This window comes from Sphingomonas sabuli (assembly GCF_014352855.1).
GTDB lineage: Bacteria > Pseudomonadota > Alphaproteobacteria > Sphingomonadales > Sphingomonadaceae > Sphingomicrobium > Sphingomicrobium sabuli.
Genome location: NZ_CP060697.1, coordinates 1,380,718 through 1,397,745 on the forward strand (window position 1 = coordinate 1,380,718; position 17,028 = coordinate 1,397,745).

The following is a 17,028-nucleotide window of genomic DNA, read 5'->3' on the forward strand; positions in this document are numbered from 1 at the left end:
GCGGGAGTAGCCGTTCAATGCGGAAATCCTAACGTCCACCTTCCACCCACAGCAGACGCCGACCCCCCTAGGCCCCGATCGCCTTCAGCTGCTTGAGCCGCGCGTTGAACGCCTGCCGCTGGGCGCCGCTGATCTGCTGGCGGCGCTGCATCTGGACGGACTGCGGGTCGACCGCCTGCCCGTTGACGCGGACTTCGAAATGCAGATGCGGGCCGGTCGACAGGCCGCTCGACCCGACATAGCCGAGCACCTGGCCCTGCCGCACCGGCTCGCCCGGCGCGGCGACGATGCCGCTCATGTGCGAATAGCTGGTGACGATGCCGCTGCCGTGGGCGACTCGGACCTGCCGGCCATAGCCGCCGGCCCAGCCGGCGCCGACCACCTGCCCGTCGGCCGCGGCGACGATCGGGCTGCCCCAGGCGGCGCCGAAGTCGATACCGGCGTGCATCCGCGCAAAGTGCAGGATGGGGTGATTGCGGCGGCCGAAACCCGACGTGATCCGGCCCGCGACCGGGGCCATCAGCCCGTCGGTGCGCTCGGCGCCGCTGGCGTCGGTGTCGAACCAGTCCGCCTTGCCGCCGACGGTCCATTTGAGCAGCTCCACGTCCGGCGCGTCCACGCGCCGCAGCGCCGCGTACAGCAACGGCTGGCCATCGGCCTTCGCCATGACCAGGTCGAAGCGGTCGAACGGCGCGACGTCGCCGCCGACGTCGATGCGGGTCGACAGGACCTTGAGATATTGGGCGGCGACGTCCGGCGACACGCCGGCGTCGCGCAGCGACCAGTACAGTCCGTCGGTTACCCCGCCCTGCACGCGAATTGCGGACGCGGTCGCGGCGACGACCGGCTTGGCCGCCTCGACCGGATCGACCGGCGGGGCGCTTGCCAGCGCGGCCTCGGCATCCGCCGGCGGTCCGCTGAGCATCGCGTTCATCTGGAATTGCTGCTTGGGCGCGATCGAATGGGCCAGCGCGGCCTGGAACGGGTCGATCCCCGGCATCGCGGACAAGGCCGCCGCGCACAGGATCGTCAACGTCGCCGCTCCGCGCAGCCAGCGCGGGCCGATCGGCTCGGCGGCAAGGTCGACGACCAGGCTGAACGGTGCCGGCGCGGCGACGTCGGCGGCGGCCGCGCTGCCCCGGGCGCGGGAGAGCGCGGTACGGGCGGCGGCCTCGCTTGCAGGTGTGCCAGTCAGCATCGTTCCCCAGCCAATGCCCAAACAGGGTTAAAGCAGGTTTAAAATCGGGAACTTGCGCTTTTGCCGCGCGCTGCCACATTCAGGTCAAATGGCGCGTCACGATGCTCCGGTCAGGGCGATTTTGGGCCCCACCAACACCGGCAAGACGCATCTCGCCATCGAGCGGATGTGCGGCCATTCCTCCGGTGTCATCGGCTTCCCGCTGCGCCTGCTCGCCCGCGAAGTCTACGACCGCGTGGTCGCCATCAAGGGCGAACAGCATGTCGCCCTGCTGACCGGCGAGGAACGGATCATCCCGCCGCAGGCGCGCTATTTCCTGTGCACCGCCGAAAGCATGCCGGTCCCGACCGAGGAGGAGGGCCAGCGAGACCTGTTCCAGCGCGACTTCGCCTTCGCCGCCATCGACGAGGCGCAGCTGGGCATCGACACGGAACGCGGCCACGTCTTCACCGACCGCATGCTGCGCGTGCGCGGCCGGGAAGAAACGCTGATCCTCGGGTCCGACACGTTGAAGCCGATGATCCGCGAATTGCTGCCCGACGCGGAAATCGTCAGCCGGCCGCGCTTTTCGACCCTGCGCTACGCCGGCAGCACCAAGTTGTCCCGGCTGCCGCCGCGCTCGGCGGTCGTCGCTTTCTCGGCGGAGCAGGTCTACGCGCTGGCCGAAGCGCTGCGGCGCTTTCGCGGCGGCGCGGCGGTGGTCATGGGCGCGCTGTCGCCCGCGACCCGCAATGCGCAGGTGGCGATGTTCCAGCGCGGGGAAGTCGACTACCTCGTCGCCACCGACGCCATCGGCATGGGCCTCAACATGGATGTCACCCATGTCGCCTTTGCCGGGCTGGAAAAGTTCGACGGCCGCCGCGACCGCCGACTGACCACCGCCGAAATGGCGCAGATCGCCGGGCGCGCCGGCCGCCACCAGCGCGACGGCACCTTCGGCACGCTTGGCCTTGGCGATCACAGCGCCGAATTTTCCGAACAGGAGATCGAAGCGATCGAGGAGCATCGCTTCCGGCCGCTCGACTTCCTTTACTGGCGCAACCCCGATCTCGACTTCACCGACGTCCGGGCGCTGATCGCCAGCCTTGAAATGCCCAGCGACGATCCGCTGCTCCGGCCCGCGCCGGAATCGGTCGATCTAGCCGTGCTTCGCCATATCGCGCAGGACCCGGCCATCGCCGCCCGCCGCGGCGCCGTCGCGCAGCGCCTGTGGTCCGCCTGCGGCCTGCCCGACTTCCGCAAGGTCGGGCCGATGCACCACGCCCGCATGGTCCGCCGCGTGTTCAGCTACATCGGCGACGGCGGCCACATCCCGCACGAATGGTTCGCGGCCGAAGTCGCCCGGCTCGACAATCTCAACGGCGATATCGAAGCGCTGGCCGATCGCCTCGCGGGGGTGCGCAGCTGGGCCTATATCGCCCACCGCAACGACTGGCTGCAGGATCCGCCCAAGTGGGCCCAGCGCACCCGCGAAGTCGAAGCGCGCCTGTCCGACGCCCTGCACGAACGGCTGACCCAGCGCTTCGTCGACCGCCGCACGTCGGTGCTGGTCCGCGACATCGGCGCGCGCGGCGCCGACGCCTTGCCGGTCACCGTCGCCGCCGACGGCGAAGTCAGCGTCGGGCCGGAACCGATCGGCCACCTCACCGGCTTCGATTTCCGCGTCGATCCGGCCGCCAAGCTGGCCGACAAACGGTTGCTGCTGGCCGCCGCCGAGCGGCGCCTGGGCGAAGAACTCGAACGCCGCGCCGGCGCGCTGGTCGACGCGCCGGATAGCGAATTCGCGCTCATCGTCGAGGCGACCGGTGCGCTGGCCATCGGCTGGCACGGCGCCATCCTCGCCCGTCTGGCCCCCGGCCGCTCGCTGCTCGAACCGGCGGTGCGCACCGCCCGCGCGCTCGACCGCCTGTCGGCGACCAGCCGCGGCGCGCTTCGCGGGCGCATCGAACGGTGGATCGAATCGCAGGTCGACGCGCACCTCCGCCCGCTGCGCAGCCTGGCCGAGACCGCCGGCGATCCCGCCAGTTCGCCCGGCATCCGCGCCATCGCCGCGATGCTCGCCGACGCCGGCGGCACCCTGCCCCGGCGGACGGTGATCAGCGCCATCGGCACCCTGCAACAGGACGACCGCCAGCGGCTCTACAAGCTCAAGGTCCGCCTCGGTCCGCTCGACGTCTTCCTGCCGCCCCTGCTCAAACCCTCGGCACAGCATTGGCGCGCCGCCTTGCTGGCGGTGCGGTCGGGCCAGCCGATGCCGCAGCTGCCGCCGCCCGGCGCGTCGACCCTGCACGCCGACGCCGACGCCCGCGGCGCGGCGCTGGCCTATCGCCGGGCCGGCCGCGACTGGGTGCGCATCGACCTTGCCGACCGCATCGCCAGCCACGCCCACAAGGTGCGCTCCGCCGGCGGCGCGGACCCCGTCGACGCGCCCTTCGTCACCTCCATCGGCCTGGGCGGAGAGGCGCTCGAAAAGCTGATGTCCGACGTCGGCTTCGCCCGCAAGGACGGCGCCTGGCGCTGGCGCGGCCGCCACGCGGCGCGGCACGACCGGCGCGACCGCGGGTCGAACGCCTTCGCCGAACTGGCCAAGCTCAAGCGACACTAGGCGCCACATTGCGGATCGACCGCTTCCTGTTCTTCATCCGCCTGGCGAAAAGCCGCACCGCCGCGCAGGGTCTCGTCGCCGCCGGCTTCATCCGCATCGACGGGCGCCGGGTCACGCGGCCAAGCGACGAGGTCCGCGTCGGCAGCGTCGTCGCCTTGCCGCTGCGCGACCGGACGCGCGTGCTCCGGGTGCTCGCCATGCCCGCCCGGCGCGGCCCGCCGGCCGAAGCGCGGGGCTGTTACGAAGACCTCGACCCGCATCCCGGCGGGACAGGCGTTGACGATCCCAATCCGGCGACTTAGCGAACGGGCAAAGGGAGCACAGCCACCATGACCTACGTCGTCACCGACGCCTGCATCAAATGCAAATATATGGATTGCGTCGAAGTCTGCCCGGTGGACTGTTTCTATGAAGGCGAAGTGATGCTCGCCATCAATCCCAACGAATGTATCGACTGCGGCGTGTGCGAGCCGGAATGCCCGGCCGAAGCCATCCTGCCCGACACCGAAAGCGGCCAGGAAAAGTGGCTGGAGCTCAACGCGACGTTCAGCGCGCAATGGCCCAACGTCACCCGCAACAACGGCCAGACCCCGGTCGACGCCGACGAGCACAAGGGCGAAGACGGCAAGTACGACAAATATTTCACGCCCGAACCCGGAAGCGGCGATTGAGCCTCGCGCAGCCCCGCACCGCACGCATGCGCCTGCCCGCGATCAGGACCGTCCTGGCGATCGTCGCGCTCGCCGCACCGCTGACGGCCTGCAACCTGATCAATCGCGCGTCGCGGCCGGCCGTGGCCGCGCGATCGGTCGTGCCGGTCGACTTCATCGGCTGCAGCCTCGCCGACCCGGTGGCGTTCACGCCGGATCCGGCGATCCACGACCGGTATCTGGGTCGCTATATGTGGGGCGCGTCGGTCCTCGACGTGGTTCGCGAAAACGACCGCCTGCTGCTTCGCGCGCCGGTCGGCACGGCGTCGATCCGGCCGCTCTCCGCGCCAGGCGGCCCGGTCTTCGTCGACGCCTGCGGAGCCAGTTACACGTTCACGACCGCGCCCGATGGCCAGACCGCCATCCTGCACCTGCAACGCGCCGAGGGCCGCGGCACCTGGCACCGCACGGCGTTCCGGCCCTAAGGTCTAAGCGGCTTCAGTCCCGGCGATTGAGCAGCCGCTCGACGATCAGGTCGGCGGCTTCCTCGGCACTCATCTGCGTCGTGTCGACGCGGATTTCGGCGTTCTCGGGCACTTCGTAAGGGCTATCGATCCCGGTGAAGTTCTTGAGGTCGCCGGCCCGCGCCTTGGCGTAAAGTCCCTTCACGTCGCGCCGTTCGGCCTCTTCCAGCGGGGTGTCGACGAACACCTCGATGAACTCGCCTTCGGGCAGCATCCCGCGCACCATCCGCCGCTCTTCGCGGAACGGCGAAATGAAGGCGGTCATGACGATCAGCCCGGCGTCGGCCATCAGCTTGGCGACCTCGCCGACGCGGCGGATGTTCTCGATCCGGTCGGCCTCGGTAAAGCCGAGGTCGCGGTTGAGCCCGTGGCGCAGATTGTCGCCGTCGAGCAGGAAGGTATGCCGCCCGCGCCCGGCCAGCTTCTTTTCGACCAGGTTGGCGATGGTCGACTTGCCCGAACCCGACAGGCCGGTGAACCACAGGACGGCGGGCCGCTGGCCCTTCATCGCCGCATGGGTTTCGCGGCTGACGTCGAGGTGCTGGCGATGGATATTGCCCGCCCGGCGCAGCGCGAAGTGCAGCATGCCGGCGGCGACCGTCGCATTGGTCACCTTGTCGATCAGGATGAACCCGCCGAGCACGCGGTTGGTGCTTGCCCCGCCCTCCGGCAGATAGGGGTCGAACACCAGCTCGCGGTCGGTGGAGATTTCCGCGACCCCGATCGCATTGAGCGCCAGGGTCTTGGCGGCCAGGTGGTCGAGCGTATTGACGTTGATCTCGTACTTCGGCTCGTGAACCATCGCGGTGACCGTCTGCGTGCCGAGCTTGAGCCAATAGCCGCGGCCGGGCAGCAACTCTTCCTCGTTCATCCACACGATGGTCGCTTCGAACTGGTCCGACGCCTCGGGCGGGTCGCCGGCCGCGGCGATGACGTCGCCGCGCGAACAATCGACCTCGTCCTCCAGGGTCAACGTCACCGACTCGCCGGCGAATGCTTGGTCGAGATCGCCGGTGGCGGTGACCACGCGGGCGACCCGCGTTGTCCGGCCCGACGGCAGGATACGCACCTCGGTGCCCGGCCCGACGCTGCCCGCCGCGATCTGCCCGGCAAAGCCGCGGAACGACAGGTTGGGCCGGTTGACCCATTGCACCGGCATGCGCAGCGGCTTGGCGGCATTGGCGCTGGCGTCGATTTCGACCGTGTCGAGATAGCCGAGCAGCGTCGGCCCGTCGTACCACGGCGTATTCTCGCTGCGGGTGGTGACATTGTCGCCGTTGACCCCGGACAGCGGGATGGCGGTCCAGTCGCGGATGCCGATCTTGTCGGCGAAGGCGCCATATTCGGCGAGGATCGAATCGAACGCGTCCTGGTCGAAATCGACCAGGTCCATCTTGGTCACCGCGACCAGCACGTGGCGGATGCCGACCAACTGGGCGAGGAAGCTGTGGCGACGCGTCTGGGTCAGCACGCCCTTGCGCGCATCGACCAGCAGCACCGCGACGTCCGCGGTCGACGCGCCGGTGATCATGTTGCGGGTATATTGTTCGTGGCCGGGCGTGTCGGCGACGATGAACTTGCGCTTCTCGCTGGAAAAGAAGCGATAGGCGACGTCGATCGTGATGCCCTGTTCGCGCTCCGCCGACAGGCCGTCGACCAGCAATGCGAAGTCCAGCTTGCCGCTTTGCGTGCCGACGTTCTTGCTGTCCGATTCCAGCGCTTCCAGCTGGTCGTCGAACACCTGCCGGCAATCGTACAGCAACCGGCCGATCAGGGTCGACTTGCCGTCGTCGACACTGCCGCAGGTAATGAAGCGCAGCATTTGCTTGGCCTCGTGCCGGGCCAGCCACTGGGACACGTCGCGGGCAATCAGCTCGCGGTCCTGGTCGAGCACTCGGACCATTAGAAATAGCCCTCCTGCTTCTTCTTCTCCATCGACGCGCTGCCGCTGTCCTTGTCGATCGCCCGGCCCTGCCGTTCCGATGTCGTGGTCAGCAGCATTTCGGCGACCACCTCCTCGACCGTCGCCGCCTGGCTTTCGACCGCTCCGGACAACGGATAGCAGCCCAGCGTGCGGAACCGGATCATCCGCCCGGCCGGCGTTTCGCCGTTCAGCGGGAAGCGGTCGTCATCGACCATCAGTAACAAACCGTCGCGCTCGACCGTCGGCCGTTCGGCGGAAAAATACAGCGGTACGATCTCGATGTCCTCGCGCAGGATATATTGCCACACGTCCAGCTCGGTCCAGTTGGACAAGGGAAAGACGCGGACGCTTTCGCCCTTCTTCTTGCGGACGTTGTAATTGGCCCACAGCTCGGGCCGCTGGCGCTTCGGGTCCCAGCGGTGGTTGGACGTGCGGAAGCTGAAGATGCGCTCCTTGGCGCGGCTCTTCTCCTCGTCGCGGCGGGCACCGCCGAAGGCCGCGTCGAACCCATATTTGTCGAGCGCCTGCTTGAGCCCTTCGGTCTTCCACATGTCGGTGTGCAGCGGGCCGTGGTCGAATGGGTTGATGCCCTGCTCGCGCGCTTCCGGGTTGGTGTAGACCAGCAATTCGACCTGCGGGTCGGACGCGACCTTGTCGCGCAGCTCGTACATCGCCTTGAACTTCCACGTCGTGTCGACGTGCAGCAGCGGAAACGGCAGCGGCGCGGGATAAAAGGCCTTCTTGGCCAGGTGCAGCATCACCGCGCTGTCCTTGCCGATCGAATAGAGCATCACCGGCTTGTCCGCCTCGGCGACGGTTTCGCGCAGGATGTGGATGCTTTCGGCTTCAAGCCGGTCGAGATGGGTCAGGGTGCGCATGTGAACTCTTATTTCCGGTAATAGTCGCGGAACCAGTCGACGAAGGCGGCGACGCCGTCGCCGATGCCGGTTTGCGGCCGGTATCCCGTCAGGTCCTGCAACAAGCTTGCGTCGGCCCAGGTCGCGGGCACGTCGCCGGGTTGCATGCCCATGTAATTGCGGACCGATTCCTTGCCTAGGCACTTTTCGATCTCGACGATGAAGTCGAGCAGCTTGACCGGCTCGCTGTTGCCGATGTTGACGATCCGGAACGGGGCCACGGGACTGAGGGAATCGCTGGCCGCGACCTCGCCGCGCCCCTCGGCCGCCGGCGGGACCGCGTCGATCAGCAGGCGGATCGCGCGGACAAGATCGGCGACATAGGTGAAGTCGCGTTGCATCTCGCCATGGTTGTAAACGTCGATCGGCCGGTCATCGAGGATCGCGTCGACGAACTTGAACAGCGCCAGGTCCGGCCGCCCCCACGGCCCATAGACGGTGAAGAACCGGAACATGGTGATGGGAATGCCGAACAGGTGCGCATAGCTGTGCGCCATGCTTTCGGTCGCCTTCTTGGTCGCCGCATAGATGCTCAGCTGCGTGTCGGCCTTTTCGGTCTCGCTGAACGGCATGTCGGTGTTGGCGCCATAGACCGACGACGTCGACGCCATCAGCAGGTGCTGGATGCCCAGCTCGCGTGCGATTTCCAGCACGTTGAGCGTGCCGACGATGTTGGAATCGATATAGGCCCGCGGCGCTTCCATGCTGTAGCGCACCCCCGCCTGGGCGGCGAGGTGGACGATCACGTCCGGCTGGAACTCCGCGATTACCGAACGCAGCCGGTCGTGGTCCTCGAGCATCGCCTCGGTCGCGGTGAAGCCGGGTTTCTGCAGCAGCATCTGGTGCCGCCGCTGCTTCAGCCGGACGTCGTAATAATCGGTCATCCCGTCATAGCCGTGCACGGTCAGCCCCTCGTCGAGCAGCAGGCTCGCGAGGTGGAAACCGATGAAACCGGCGGTGCCCGTGATGAGGACGCGCGTCATGGGCTGGGGCCGTGGTGGCGGCCACGCGCCGAGTCAACCCGCCCTGTCCCGTTCATCGTCGGGCAAGCGCCATGGATGCACAGGTCGCGCTCGACCGCACGGCTGCCGCGCGCTAGGGCGCGGCCAGCTGCCAGATCCAAGAGCCGACAAGGAGATCATTCGTGCTCACTCGCAACCTTTCGCTTATCGCTTTGCTTGCCGCCGCGGCCGTTCCCGCCGTTGCGCAGGCGCCTGCCGGCGAAGCGCCCAAGTCGATGACCAAGGCGCAGATGACCGCCAGCATCGACGGCCGCTTCGGCATGATCGACACCAACAAGGACGGCTTCCTCAGCAAGGAGGAAATCGGTGCGGTCCAGCAGAAGGTGCTGCAGCAGGCGAGCACCGCCCGCTCGGCGCAGATCGAAGCCGAGTTCAAGAAGCTCGACGGCGACAGCAACGGTTCGGTCACCCTGGCCGAATTCAAGAATGCCGTCGGCCAGGTGAAGGCCAGCGAAACCCCCGACCAGGTGGTCGCCGCGATCGACACCAACAAGGACGGCAAGATCGCCGCCGCCGAATATCGCACCGGCCCGCTGGCCCAGTTCGACAAGCTGGACGTCAACAAGGACGGCACGCTGACTCAGCAGGAAGCGGCCGCCGGCGAACGCTAGGGCGCTTCGAAGCCAAGGCTTTTAAAGAAGCCCGGTGGGTAGCAACCCGCCGGGCTTTTCTTTACGGCTTTGTCATCCCGGGGAGCTTCGCGAGAAGCTGAGAGGCGGCATCCGGCCGCGACCCGCTGAACCTGACGCCGTTAGACCGGCCGTAGGGAGAGAGACATGGCGGACATTCCTGCCCGTACCGAACTGAAAGTCACCACCGGCCCCATCCGCGGGTCGCGCAAGATCCACGTCGAAGGCCATTCGACAAGCTCAGGACAAGCCGGGGTCCGCGTCGCGATGCGCGCCGTCGACCTCGAACCGTCGTCCGGCGACCCGCCCGTCAGCCTCTACGACACGTCCGGCCCCTACACCGACCCGCAGGCGCGGATCGACATCATGGCCGGCCTGCCCGAACTTCGCCGCGACTGGATCCGCGCCCGCGGCGATGTCGAGGAGGTCGCCCAGCGCGACGTGAAGCCCGAAGACAACGGCCAGCTCGGCCCGGACCGCAGCGGCGGCGTCGCGCCCTTCCCCAACGTCCGCAAGCGCGTGCTCCGCGCCCGCCCCGGCCACAATGTCACGCAGATGCACTACGCCCGCCGCGGCATCGTCACGCCCGAGATGGAATATGTCGCCATCCGTGAGAATCTCGGCCGGCAGCAGGCGGCGGATGCCATCCGCGACGGCGAGGACTTCGGCGCTGCCATCCCCGATTTCGTCACCCCCGAATTCGTCCGCGACGAGGTCGCCCGCGGCCGCGCCATCATCCCCAACAACATCAACCACCCCGAATCCGAGCCGATGGCGATCGGCCGCAACTTCCTGGTCAAGATCAACGCCAACATCGGCAACAGCGCGGTCGCGTCCGACGTCGCGTCCGAAGTCGACAAGATGGTGTGGTCGATCCGCTGGGGCGCGGACACGGTCATGGACCTGTCGACCGGCCGCAACATCCACGACACCCGCGAATGGATCGTCCGCAATTCGCCGGTCCCCATCGGCACCGTCCCCATCTACCAGGCGCTGGAAAAGGTCGGCGGCATCGCCGAGGACCTGACGTGGGAGATTTTCGCCGACACGCTGATCGAACAGGCCGAACAGGGCGTCGACTATTTCACCATCCACGCCGGGGTCCGCCTGCCCTACGTGCCGATGACCGCCAAGCGCGTCACCGGTATCGTCAGCCGCGGCGGCTCGATCATGGCCAAATGGTGCCTCGCCCACCACAAGGAGAGCTTCCTCTACGAACGGTTCGAGGAAATCTGCGAGATCATGAAGGCCTATGACGTCGCCTTCTCGCTCGGCGACGGCCTTCGCCCCGGCTCCATCTCCGACGCCAATGACGAGGCCCAGTTCGCCGAGCTCTACACCCTTGGCGAGCTGACCAGGACCGCGTGGAAGCACGATTGCCAGGTGATGATCGAAGGCCCCGGCCACGTGCCGATGCACAAGATCAAGGTGAACATGGACAAGCAGCTGGAGGCGTGCGGCGAAGCGCCCTTCTACACCCTCGGGCCGCTCGTCACCGACGTCGCCCCCGGCTACGATCACATCACTAGCGGAATCGGCGCGGCGATGATCGGCTGGTTCGGCACGGCGATGCTTTGCTACGTCACGCCCAAGGAGCACCTCGGCCTCCCCGACCGCGACGACGTCAAAGTCGGCGTCGTCACCTACAAGCTGGCCGCCCACGCCGCCGACCTCGCGAAGGGCCACCCCGCCGCCCGGGCGTGGGACGACGCGCTAAGCAAGGCGCGCTTCGAATTCCGCTGGCGCGACCAGTTCAACCTGTCGCTCGACCCCGAAACGGCGGAGCAATATCACGACCAGACGTTGCCGGCGGAAGGGGCGAAGACCGCCCACTTCTGCTCGATGTGCGGCCCGAAGTTCTGCTCGATGAAGATCACGCAAGAAGTGAGGGACTTCGCCGCCAAGCAGGAAGCCGGATTACTCAACAACTCGTTCGTCCCGAGCGAAGGCTTTCCCGAGCGGAGCCGAGGGGTCGAGGGGCGCGAGCAGGACGTAGGCGAAGCCAAATCCCCCCTCCAGAAAGCGGGAGGGGCCGGGGGAGGGCCTATCGACTTGGCCGAAGCCGAGGCGGGCATGGAAGCCATGAGCCGCGCCTACAACGAAGGCGGCCGCGAGCTGTACATCGGCCAGGGCAGACGGGAGCACGATTAGACGTCAACAAGTCGCCCAGTAGCGACAAGCAACTTCATATGCGATAAGCTCCGTTGCCGGATCGTTTTGTTCAGGTTATGTTCTCATATGGCCACGCTCAACGAAACAGCCGATAACCTAGCTGCGATTATTCGCGATTACCGATCCGGCGAAGTTCCGGAGCCGGACCGTAACCACGTGCTGAAGTGGGTTTCGCAATTTGCGGAGGCGGCCCAATTGCCGATCCTCACTGAGCTGTGCCACGTTTTTGGTCAAACTTATCTGTCCAAGGATAAGGCAAAGCAATTTCTGAGCGGCGTTTTCCAGACGGCAGATTTGGCTGGCCAAGATCAATGCGCGTTTTGGGCAAATGCGAATATTATGGACATCCAACTCGGCGGGAATAGCCAGTCCGAGGTCCGTGACCTGTTCGGCACGGTTCTCGAAGAGAAATGTGGCTTTGGCTTGGATGGAACGGGCAAAGCTGGAGACGTATTCATCTATCTCGATGACGGCATTTTTACCGGCAATCGCGTACGCCGCGATCTTGAGAATTGGTTGGCTAGTGCACCAGCGAAAGCTCAGGTTCACGTGGTAGCTTTCGCAGTGCACCGAGGGACCTATTTTGCTCAGAACGAACTAGGCAAGGCGATTAGGGAATCGGGAAAAGACATAGCTGTAAAGTGGTGGCACATGATCCATCTTGAGGATCGAAAGACCTACACTGACAAATCCGACGTGCTTAGGCCGGTTTCCATTCCTGCTGATCCGAGAGTGCAGGCGTACGTCGCTTCGATGAAGTACGCGCCACATCTTCGTGCCGCAGGACAAGTCGGCGGCCTTGGTATTTTCTCTTCGGATACCGGTCGGCAGCTTTTGGAAACTGAATTTCTGAAGGCAGGAGCAAAAATTCGAGAGGACTCGCCATTACTTGGCGAGAGCCAGCGACCGTTGGGGCATATGACTCTCGACACGCTCGGTTTTGGATCGACAATTGTCACTTTTCGGAACTGCCCGAATAATGCGCCATTGGCTCTTTGGGCCGGTGATCCTTGGTACCCACTTTTCCCGCGCAAGACGAATTCGACGACTTCGTTTGAGAAAAGTTTTGGGTCGTGGGACTAAATTTCGATCATCTTGAGAATCAAGTACGGACGTACGCGCCCTCAGATTCTGCTGTTTTCTGGAAAACGCGGGAGAAATTTGGTGGGTTGTCTAACATGGCTGCCGGATTTCCACTTCTGGTAAACGGTGTGAAAATTCGTACGTCTGAAGCCCTCTATCAGGCGATGCGATTTCCGACCCGACCGGATGTCCAAGAGCTGATTTTGGGTGAGATAAGCCCGATGACAGCAAAGATGCGCAGCAAGCCTTTTCGAGAGTTTACGCGAGACGATTGGTCCTCCGTGCGCGTACCCATCATGAGATGGTGCTTACGCCTCAAGCTCTATCAGAACTGGGAGAAATTTGGCCACGCTTTGAGGGAGACAGGAAGCCTCCCAATCGTCGAAAAGAAAACGAAGCACGCGGACTTCTGGGGAGCGAAATACGTAGAACCTGATGAGCTCATCGGACCCAATATCTTGGGCCGATTGCTGATGGAATTACGAGATGATCTGGAGCAAATGCCCAGCCCACCTGAGCATCTAGCGCCATTAAATTTAAAGCAGTTCTTGCTTCTCGGGCGCGAGATTGAGGCGGTTCGCATCGTACAATCTCCCGTCTCCATATTATTTTGAAACGAAACAGTTGCGCCGCGAGAGTAAATCCCGCGTCGTCGGTCCTGTCGGCTTCGCTCCGCTTAGGCGGCTCAAGCCGCAGGCCGTCCGGGTTGCGCTATCTCTTCGACGCAAGTCGGGTTTGCCTTGCAAACTCCGCATTGCACTCGGTAGCGCTGCCCGATGACCATCACCGACCTGCTCATCCCCACCTGCCGCAACATGCTCGCCACCCTTCGCGGGCTGCTCGACACGGCGGCGGCGCAGCTGGGCGGCGAGGCGGCCGACGCGCTGATGGCTGCGCGGCTGGCGCCGGACATGTATCCGCTGGCGACGCAGGTGCGCTTTGCCTGCGTCCAGGCGCAGGAGGGGCCGCTGCGGCTGATGGGCCGCTCGCTCGATCCGATCCAGCCGTTGCTGGACGAGGGGCGGTGTGCCGGGGAACGGCCCGGCACGCTGGCCGACGCCCGCGTCCGCATCGATGAGGCTTTGGCCTTTCTCGACACCCTGCCGGCGGACGCGCTCGACGGCGAACCGGGCGATGCGCCGATGGCGGTGACCCTGCCGATGGGCCTGACCTTCGACCTCACCCGCTTGGCGTTCGCGCGCGACTGGGCGATCGGGCAATTCTATTTCCACGTCCTGGCCGCCTATGCGATCCTCCGCGCGAACGGCGTGGCGATCGGCAAGAAAGATTACGTGCGGCACATGTTCGCCTACGTCCGGCAACCCGCCGCCGGCTGAGCCGGTCGGCCCTATTTACGCATGATCTCGGGGCAGTTTCGGCCAATCCACTGTTTGCCGTCTTTGTCGCTCGTCGCGGGATTCTCGATGACCTTCCGGTCGGGAAGGGCCTCGTCGCCGCGCGCGATGGCAATGCGATTGGCCGCGCGCACCTTTCGCGCCGACCGCGCTTTCCAAGCAGCGTCGCTGGCGGCGGTGGTCATCCCGCAGATTGGCGTATGGCGACGGCTCCGGCTCACGATGTTTTGCTCATAACATATTCACGTCCTGGCCGCCCATGCGATCCTGCGCGCGAACGGCGTGGCGATCGGCAAGAAGGATTACGTGCCGCACATGTTCGCCCATGTCCGGCAACCCGCCGCCGGCTGACGCCCGCCACCTTTTCGCTGTCCTACAGCCCCCGGCCTGTGATTAGCTCTGGGTCATGCCTCGGCCCCCAATCCCCTGCACCGCCGCCGCGCCGCGCGGGCGTCACGCGCCTTCGCGCGCGGGCGCTCGCGTACACGCGCGCGTATCGAGTGCGACTTTTGCGACTTTTGGGTGTGGCCGGACGGCGCGGACGGCGCCTAACTCTTCATATTGTCGAGCCCGCGCACCACGCCTTCCTTTTGCGACGGGTTGGACGCGTTCTGCTTCTTGGGCCCTTCCTTTTTGGGCTTGCGGATTTCCTTGTTCGATTTCTGGCCCTTGGACATGTCGGTTCCGATCGGGGGCATGATGCCCGGCGGCGGGCGTAGCATGGCTAACCCCCTAGCCCGGCACGAATTCGCGCCCGCCGGGACCCCCCGACCATGACCCCCGAAAGGCGGCGCGATCGGCCAGAAGGACGGCGTGCCGCACATGGTCGCCTGCGTCCGGCCACCCGCCGTCGGCTGAGCCGGTCCGCCATCGTCCGCCGCCGCGCGAAGGGACGCGACTTTTCCCCTGTTCGGCGACCCCCGTTTCGTGATTTATCGCGGGCAATGGATTCTGTGTTCGACACCTACGCATTGCTCGCGGGGCTGGGGATGTCGTTTGCCGGTTTCGGGACACTTGCCGTCACCCTGGGGAGCCGCGCCGGCGGCGACGATGCGCGGGTCGATGCCCACCGGCTGACCAACATGCTGACCGCCAGCCTGACGCTGGTCGTCGTCGCGCTGTTGCCGGCGGTGCTGGCCGCGCTCGGTTTCGCGGAGCGCTGGCAGGTGGGACTGCCCAGTTTGGCGGTCGTCCTTGTAACCGCCTTCGCGTCGCCCGGCCTTGCCCGCCGGAACCTGGAAATCCGCCGGTCGCCCGGGTTCAGCCCGGTCGCTGCGGTGACCAACCTCGCCAGCGTCATTGTCGCCGTGACCGCGTTCCTGATGTGCGCCATCGGCTGGTTTCCGGTGCCGCCGGGCGCGCTTTTCCTGGTCGGCCTGGTCGGCCTTCTCCTGTCCAGCGTGATCATGTTCTCCCGCGTCGCGATGTCGCTCCTGCGGCCCCACAATCTCGCCTGATTGGATAGGGTCGGGCTTGCGTGTCGTGGCTGTCTGCGGGCCAAAATTCCCTGTCCTACAGCCCCCGGCCTGTGATTAGCTCTTGGCCAATGTACCGGCCCTCCCTTTCCCGACCGCACAGCCGCGCCGCGCTCGCGCCACTGCCTTCGCGCGTACGCGTACAGGCGCGCGCGTGGTGAGTGCGACTTTTGCGACTTTTGGGGGTCGGCGCCGGGCGGGCCCGCCCGGCGGCACCGTCGCCGCGCCCGTGAGTTTTCTTGTCCATGCTAGAAAAACTTCCCCACTGGATCGGTTCGGCGCTGGCCAATGTTCGCGCCGGCCATGACAAGCTGGCCATCGCCACCCTCTACCTTGCCGGCACCGCGCGGCTCGACGTGACCAGCCCGGCCTTCGCCGCCGGCGGACGCTTGCCGGTGCGTTTCACCGCCGACGGCGCGGGCGTATCCCCGCCGTTGCTGTGGCGCGGCGTTCCGGACGGCACGCACAGCCTAGCGCTGATCGTCGAGGATCCGGACGCGCCCGCGCCCCGGCCCTTCGTCCATGCCGTGGTCACCGCGATCGACCCGGCGCTGCCCGGCCTCGACGAGGGCGCGATCCGCGCCGACGGCGACGCCGCTGGCGAGGCCGACGGCGATACCGGCCGCAACAGCTACCTGCAGGAAGGCTGGCTGCCGCCCGACCCGCCGACCGGCCACGGGTCGCACGATTACGTGTTTCAGCTGTTCGCGCTCGCCGCCCCCGCCGGCGACCAGGCGGAGGGCAGGCCCAACGCCGGACGGTCGGACTTCCGCGACGTGATCGACGGCCGCATCCTCGCCGCCGGGATCCTTGTCGGCACCTATTCGCGCGGGCAGGAAGCGGACGCCGGTCCCGCCGGTGCCGCCGTGGCCAGCGCGCCGGCCGGATGATGACGATGAAGACAAGCATCGCGCTGCTCGCCGCCCTCCTCGCCGCCGGCTGTTCGCAGCCCGCGCCGGAGGGCAACGTCGCCGCCGATGCCGGCGCCCCGCAAGCGCCCGCCGCGCCGGTCGCGCCGCGGCCCGACGCGCCGGACGATGCTGCGGCCGGTGCGCCCAGCGCTTTTCCCGCCGGCAAATGGGACATGGTCTCCAGCGGCGAAGGCGACGGGCTGTTCTTCGGCGTGGTCGAAGGCGAAGCGGCGACCGCGCACCTGTTCTGTCCCGCGGACGGCGGTTTGCTGGTCAACGTCAACGCGTTCCGGCCGGTCGGCAGCGAGGAACGGATGACGATCGGGTCGGGCGGAACGGCGGTGACCCTGGTTGCCGACCCGGCAGGCGATGCCAATCGCGGCGGGGTCAGCGGTACCGGGCCGGTCCCCGCTGAACTTGCGGCGATTTTGACGGCGCCCAGGGGCGTGTCGGTCAATTACGGGTCGCAGGACGTCGGCCCGCTGCCGCCAGTCCCGGCGGATACCGCGCGCAACTTCGTCACCGGGTGCACGGACTAGGGGATGAAGCGGCGCGCGTGCCCT

Annotated in this window: 19 protein-coding genes and 1 riboswitch; of the genes, 13 read left to right on the forward strand and 6 right to left on the reverse strand. The window is 66.5% G+C overall.

Annotation, left to right across the window (positions count from 1 at the left end):
- Positions 1–67 precede the first annotated feature (67 nt).
- Entirely contained in the window at positions 68–1,198 is a 1,131-nt protein-coding gene (locus H8M03_RS06955) for a M23 family metallopeptidase (RefSeq protein ID WP_187478760.1), read from the reverse strand.
- Between the two features lie 88 nt (positions 1,199–1,286).
- Here H8M03_RS06955 and H8M03_RS06960 point away from each other — a divergent pair, with 88 nt between their 5' ends.
- The 4 genes from H8M03_RS06960 to H8M03_RS06975 are packed head-to-tail and all read left to right on the forward strand — an operon-like array spanning position 1,287 to position 4,938.
- On the forward strand, positions 1,287–3,803 hold the full coding sequence (locus H8M03_RS06960) for a helicase-related protein (protein ID WP_187478761.1): 2,517 nt from the start codon (positions 1,287–1,289) through the stop codon (positions 3,801–3,803).
- 8 nt (positions 3,804–3,811) lie between these two features.
- Positions 3,812–4,105: an RNA-binding S4 domain-containing protein gene (locus tag H8M03_RS06965; RefSeq protein WP_187478762.1), complete on the forward strand. Its 294-nt coding sequence runs from the start codon at positions 3,812–3,814 to the stop codon at positions 4,103–4,105.
- Positions 4,106–4,132: 27 nt separating this feature from the next.
- On the forward strand, positions 4,133–4,474 hold the full coding sequence (gene fdxA / locus H8M03_RS06970) for a ferredoxin FdxA (protein ID WP_187478763.1): 342 nt from the start codon (positions 4,133–4,135) through the stop codon (positions 4,472–4,474).
- 26 nt (positions 4,475–4,500) lie between these two features.
- Positions 4,501–4,938: a hypothetical protein gene (locus tag H8M03_RS06975; protein WP_187478764.1), complete on the forward strand. Its 438-nt coding sequence runs from the start codon at positions 4,501–4,503 to the stop codon at positions 4,936–4,938.
- 13 nt (positions 4,939–4,951) lie between these two features.
- Here H8M03_RS06975 and cysN read toward each other — a convergent pair whose 3' ends face one another.
- The 3 genes from cysN to H8M03_RS06990 are packed head-to-tail and all read right to left on the reverse strand — an operon-like array spanning position 4,952 to position 8,801.
- Positions 4,952–6,880, reverse strand: coding sequence for a sulfate adenylyltransferase subunit CysN (cysN, locus tag H8M03_RS06980; RefSeq protein WP_187478765.1), 1,929 nt, complete (start codon positions 6,878–6,880; stop codon positions 4,952–4,954).
- Complete coding sequence (cysD, locus tag H8M03_RS06985) at positions 6,880–7,779, reverse strand: sulfate adenylyltransferase subunit CysD (RefSeq protein WP_187478766.1); 900 nt, start codon at positions 7,777–7,779, stop codon at positions 6,880–6,882. The genes cysN and cysD overlap by 1 nt, the downstream gene beginning before the upstream one ends.
- Before the next feature lie 8 nt (positions 7,780–7,787).
- The gene (locus tag H8M03_RS06990; RefSeq protein WP_187478767.1) at positions 7,788–8,801 is read right to left on the reverse strand and encodes an NAD-dependent epimerase/dehydratase family protein; all 1,014 of its coding nucleotides are present in this window, start codon (positions 8,799–8,801) and stop codon (positions 7,788–7,790) included.
- Positions 8,802–8,962: 161 nt separating this feature from the next.
- Here H8M03_RS06990 and H8M03_RS06995 point away from each other — a divergent pair, with 161 nt between their 5' ends.
- From H8M03_RS06995 to H8M03_RS07015, 5 genes are all read left to right on the forward strand, one after another.
- On the forward strand, positions 8,963–9,451 hold the full coding sequence (locus tag H8M03_RS06995; protein WP_187478768.1) for an EF-hand domain-containing protein: 489 nt from the start codon (positions 8,963–8,965) through the stop codon (positions 9,449–9,451).
- A gap of 68 nt (positions 9,452–9,519) precedes the next feature.
- Positions 9,520–9,626, forward strand: a riboswitch (TPP riboswitch).
- Positions 9,617–11,620, forward strand: a complete 2,004-nt coding sequence (gene thiC / locus H8M03_RS07000) for a phosphomethylpyrimidine synthase ThiC (RefSeq protein ID WP_187478769.1) — start codon at positions 9,617–9,619, stop codon at positions 11,618–11,620. Its footprint overlaps the riboswitch before it by 10 nt.
- 87 nt (positions 11,621–11,707) lie before the next feature.
- On the forward strand, positions 11,708–12,724 hold the full coding sequence (locus H8M03_RS07005; protein WP_187478770.1) for a phosphoribosyltransferase-like anti-phage protein: 1,017 nt from the start codon (positions 11,708–11,710) through the stop codon (positions 12,722–12,724).
- Complete coding sequence (locus tag H8M03_RS07010; RefSeq protein WP_187478771.1) at positions 12,715–13,338, forward strand: NADAR family anti-phage protein; 624 nt, start codon at positions 12,715–12,717, stop codon at positions 13,336–13,338. Before H8M03_RS07005 ends, H8M03_RS07010 begins: the two co-directional genes overlap by 10 nt.
- 162 nt (positions 13,339–13,500) lie before the next feature.
- On the forward strand, positions 13,501–14,061 hold the full coding sequence (locus H8M03_RS07015) for a DUF1993 family protein (RefSeq protein ID WP_187478772.1): 561 nt from the start codon (positions 13,501–13,503) through the stop codon (positions 14,059–14,061).
- Positions 14,062–14,072: 11 nt separating this feature from the next.
- Here H8M03_RS07015 and H8M03_RS07020 read toward each other — a convergent pair whose 3' ends face one another.
- A complete protein-coding gene (locus H8M03_RS07020; protein ID WP_187478773.1) occupies positions 14,073–14,264 on the reverse strand; it encodes a hypothetical protein in 192 nt (63 codons plus the stop codon).
- A gap of 82 nt (positions 14,265–14,346) precedes the next feature.
- Between H8M03_RS07020 and H8M03_RS07025 the strand changes: the two genes are divergently transcribed.
- The gene (locus H8M03_RS07025; RefSeq protein ID WP_246449204.1) at positions 14,347–14,430 is read left to right on the forward strand and encodes a hypothetical protein; all 84 of its coding nucleotides are present in this window, start codon (positions 14,347–14,349) and stop codon (positions 14,428–14,430) included.
- Positions 14,431–14,627: 197 nt separating this feature from the next.
- Here H8M03_RS07025 and H8M03_RS07030 read toward each other — a convergent pair whose 3' ends face one another.
- A complete protein-coding gene (locus H8M03_RS07030; RefSeq protein WP_187481084.1) occupies positions 14,628–14,777 on the reverse strand; it encodes a hypothetical protein in 150 nt (49 codons plus the stop codon).
- 246 nt (positions 14,778–15,023) lie between these two features.
- On the opposite strand from H8M03_RS07030, the gene H8M03_RS07035 reads away from it, so the two are divergent.
- The 3 genes from H8M03_RS07035 (at position 15,024) to H8M03_RS07045 (ending at position 17,004) form a co-directional block, all read left to right on the forward strand.
- On the forward strand, positions 15,024–15,536 hold the full coding sequence (locus H8M03_RS07035) for a hypothetical protein (protein ID WP_187478774.1): 513 nt from the start codon (positions 15,024–15,026) through the stop codon (positions 15,534–15,536).
- A 263-nt stretch (positions 15,537–15,799) separates the two neighbouring features.
- Positions 15,800–16,444, forward strand: a complete 645-nt coding sequence (locus H8M03_RS07040) for a YbhB/YbcL family Raf kinase inhibitor-like protein (RefSeq protein WP_187478775.1) — start codon at positions 15,800–15,802, stop codon at positions 16,442–16,444.
- A gap of 5 nt (positions 16,445–16,449) precedes the next feature.
- A complete protein-coding gene (locus H8M03_RS07045; protein WP_187478776.1) occupies positions 16,450–17,004 on the forward strand; it encodes a hypothetical protein in 555 nt (184 codons plus the stop codon).
- The last annotated feature ends 24 nt before the right edge of the window (positions 17,005–17,028 follow it).

Bases quoted from the DNA above. Each gene is read 5' to 3' on its own strand.
- H8M03_RS06955 (WP_187478760.1), bottom strand. From the start codon at position 1,198: ATGCTGACTGGCACACCTGCAAGCGAGGCCGCCGCCCGTACCGCGCTC.
- H8M03_RS06960 (WP_187478761.1), top strand. From the start codon at position 1,287: ATGGCGCGTCACGATGCTCCGGTCAGGGCGATTTTGGGCCCCACCAAC.
- fdxA (WP_187478763.1), top strand. From the start codon at position 4,133: ATGACCTACGTCGTCACCGACGCCTGCATCAAATGCAAATATATGGAT.
- H8M03_RS06975 (WP_187478764.1), top strand. From the start codon at position 4,501: ATGCGCCTGCCCGCGATCAGGACCGTCCTGGCGATCGTCGCGCTCGCC.
- cysN (WP_187478765.1), bottom strand. From the start codon at position 6,880: ATGGTCCGAGTGCTCGACCAGGACCGCGAGCTGATTGCCCGCGACGTG.
- cysD (WP_187478766.1), bottom strand. From the start codon at position 7,779: ATGCGCACCCTGACCCATCTCGACCGGCTTGAAGCCGAAAGCATCCAC.
- H8M03_RS06990 (WP_187478767.1), bottom strand. From the start codon at position 8,801: ATGACGCGCGTCCTCATCACGGGCACCGCCGGTTTCATCGGTTTCCAC.
- thiC (WP_187478769.1), top strand. From the start codon at position 9,617: ATGGCGGACATTCCTGCCCGTACCGAACTGAAAGTCACCACCGGCCCC.
- H8M03_RS07005 (WP_187478770.1), top strand. From the start codon at position 11,708: ATGGCCACGCTCAACGAAACAGCCGATAACCTAGCTGCGATTATTCGC.
- H8M03_RS07015 (WP_187478772.1), top strand. From the start codon at position 13,501: ATGACCATCACCGACCTGCTCATCCCCACCTGCCGCAACATGCTCGCC.
- H8M03_RS07020 (WP_187478773.1), bottom strand. From the start codon at position 14,264: ATGACCACCGCCGCCAGCGACGCTGCTTGGAAAGCGCGGTCGGCGCGA.
- H8M03_RS07030 (WP_187481084.1), bottom strand. From the start codon at position 14,777: ATGCCCCCGATCGGAACCGACATGTCCAAGGGCCAGAAATCGAACAAG.
- H8M03_RS07035 (WP_187478774.1), top strand. From the start codon at position 15,024: ATGGATTCTGTGTTCGACACCTACGCATTGCTCGCGGGGCTGGGGATG.
- H8M03_RS07040 (WP_187478775.1), top strand. From the start codon at position 15,800: ATGCTAGAAAAACTTCCCCACTGGATCGGTTCGGCGCTGGCCAATGTT.
- H8M03_RS07045 (WP_187478776.1), top strand. From the start codon at position 16,450: ATGAAGACAAGCATCGCGCTGCTCGCCGCCCTCCTCGCCGCCGGCTGT.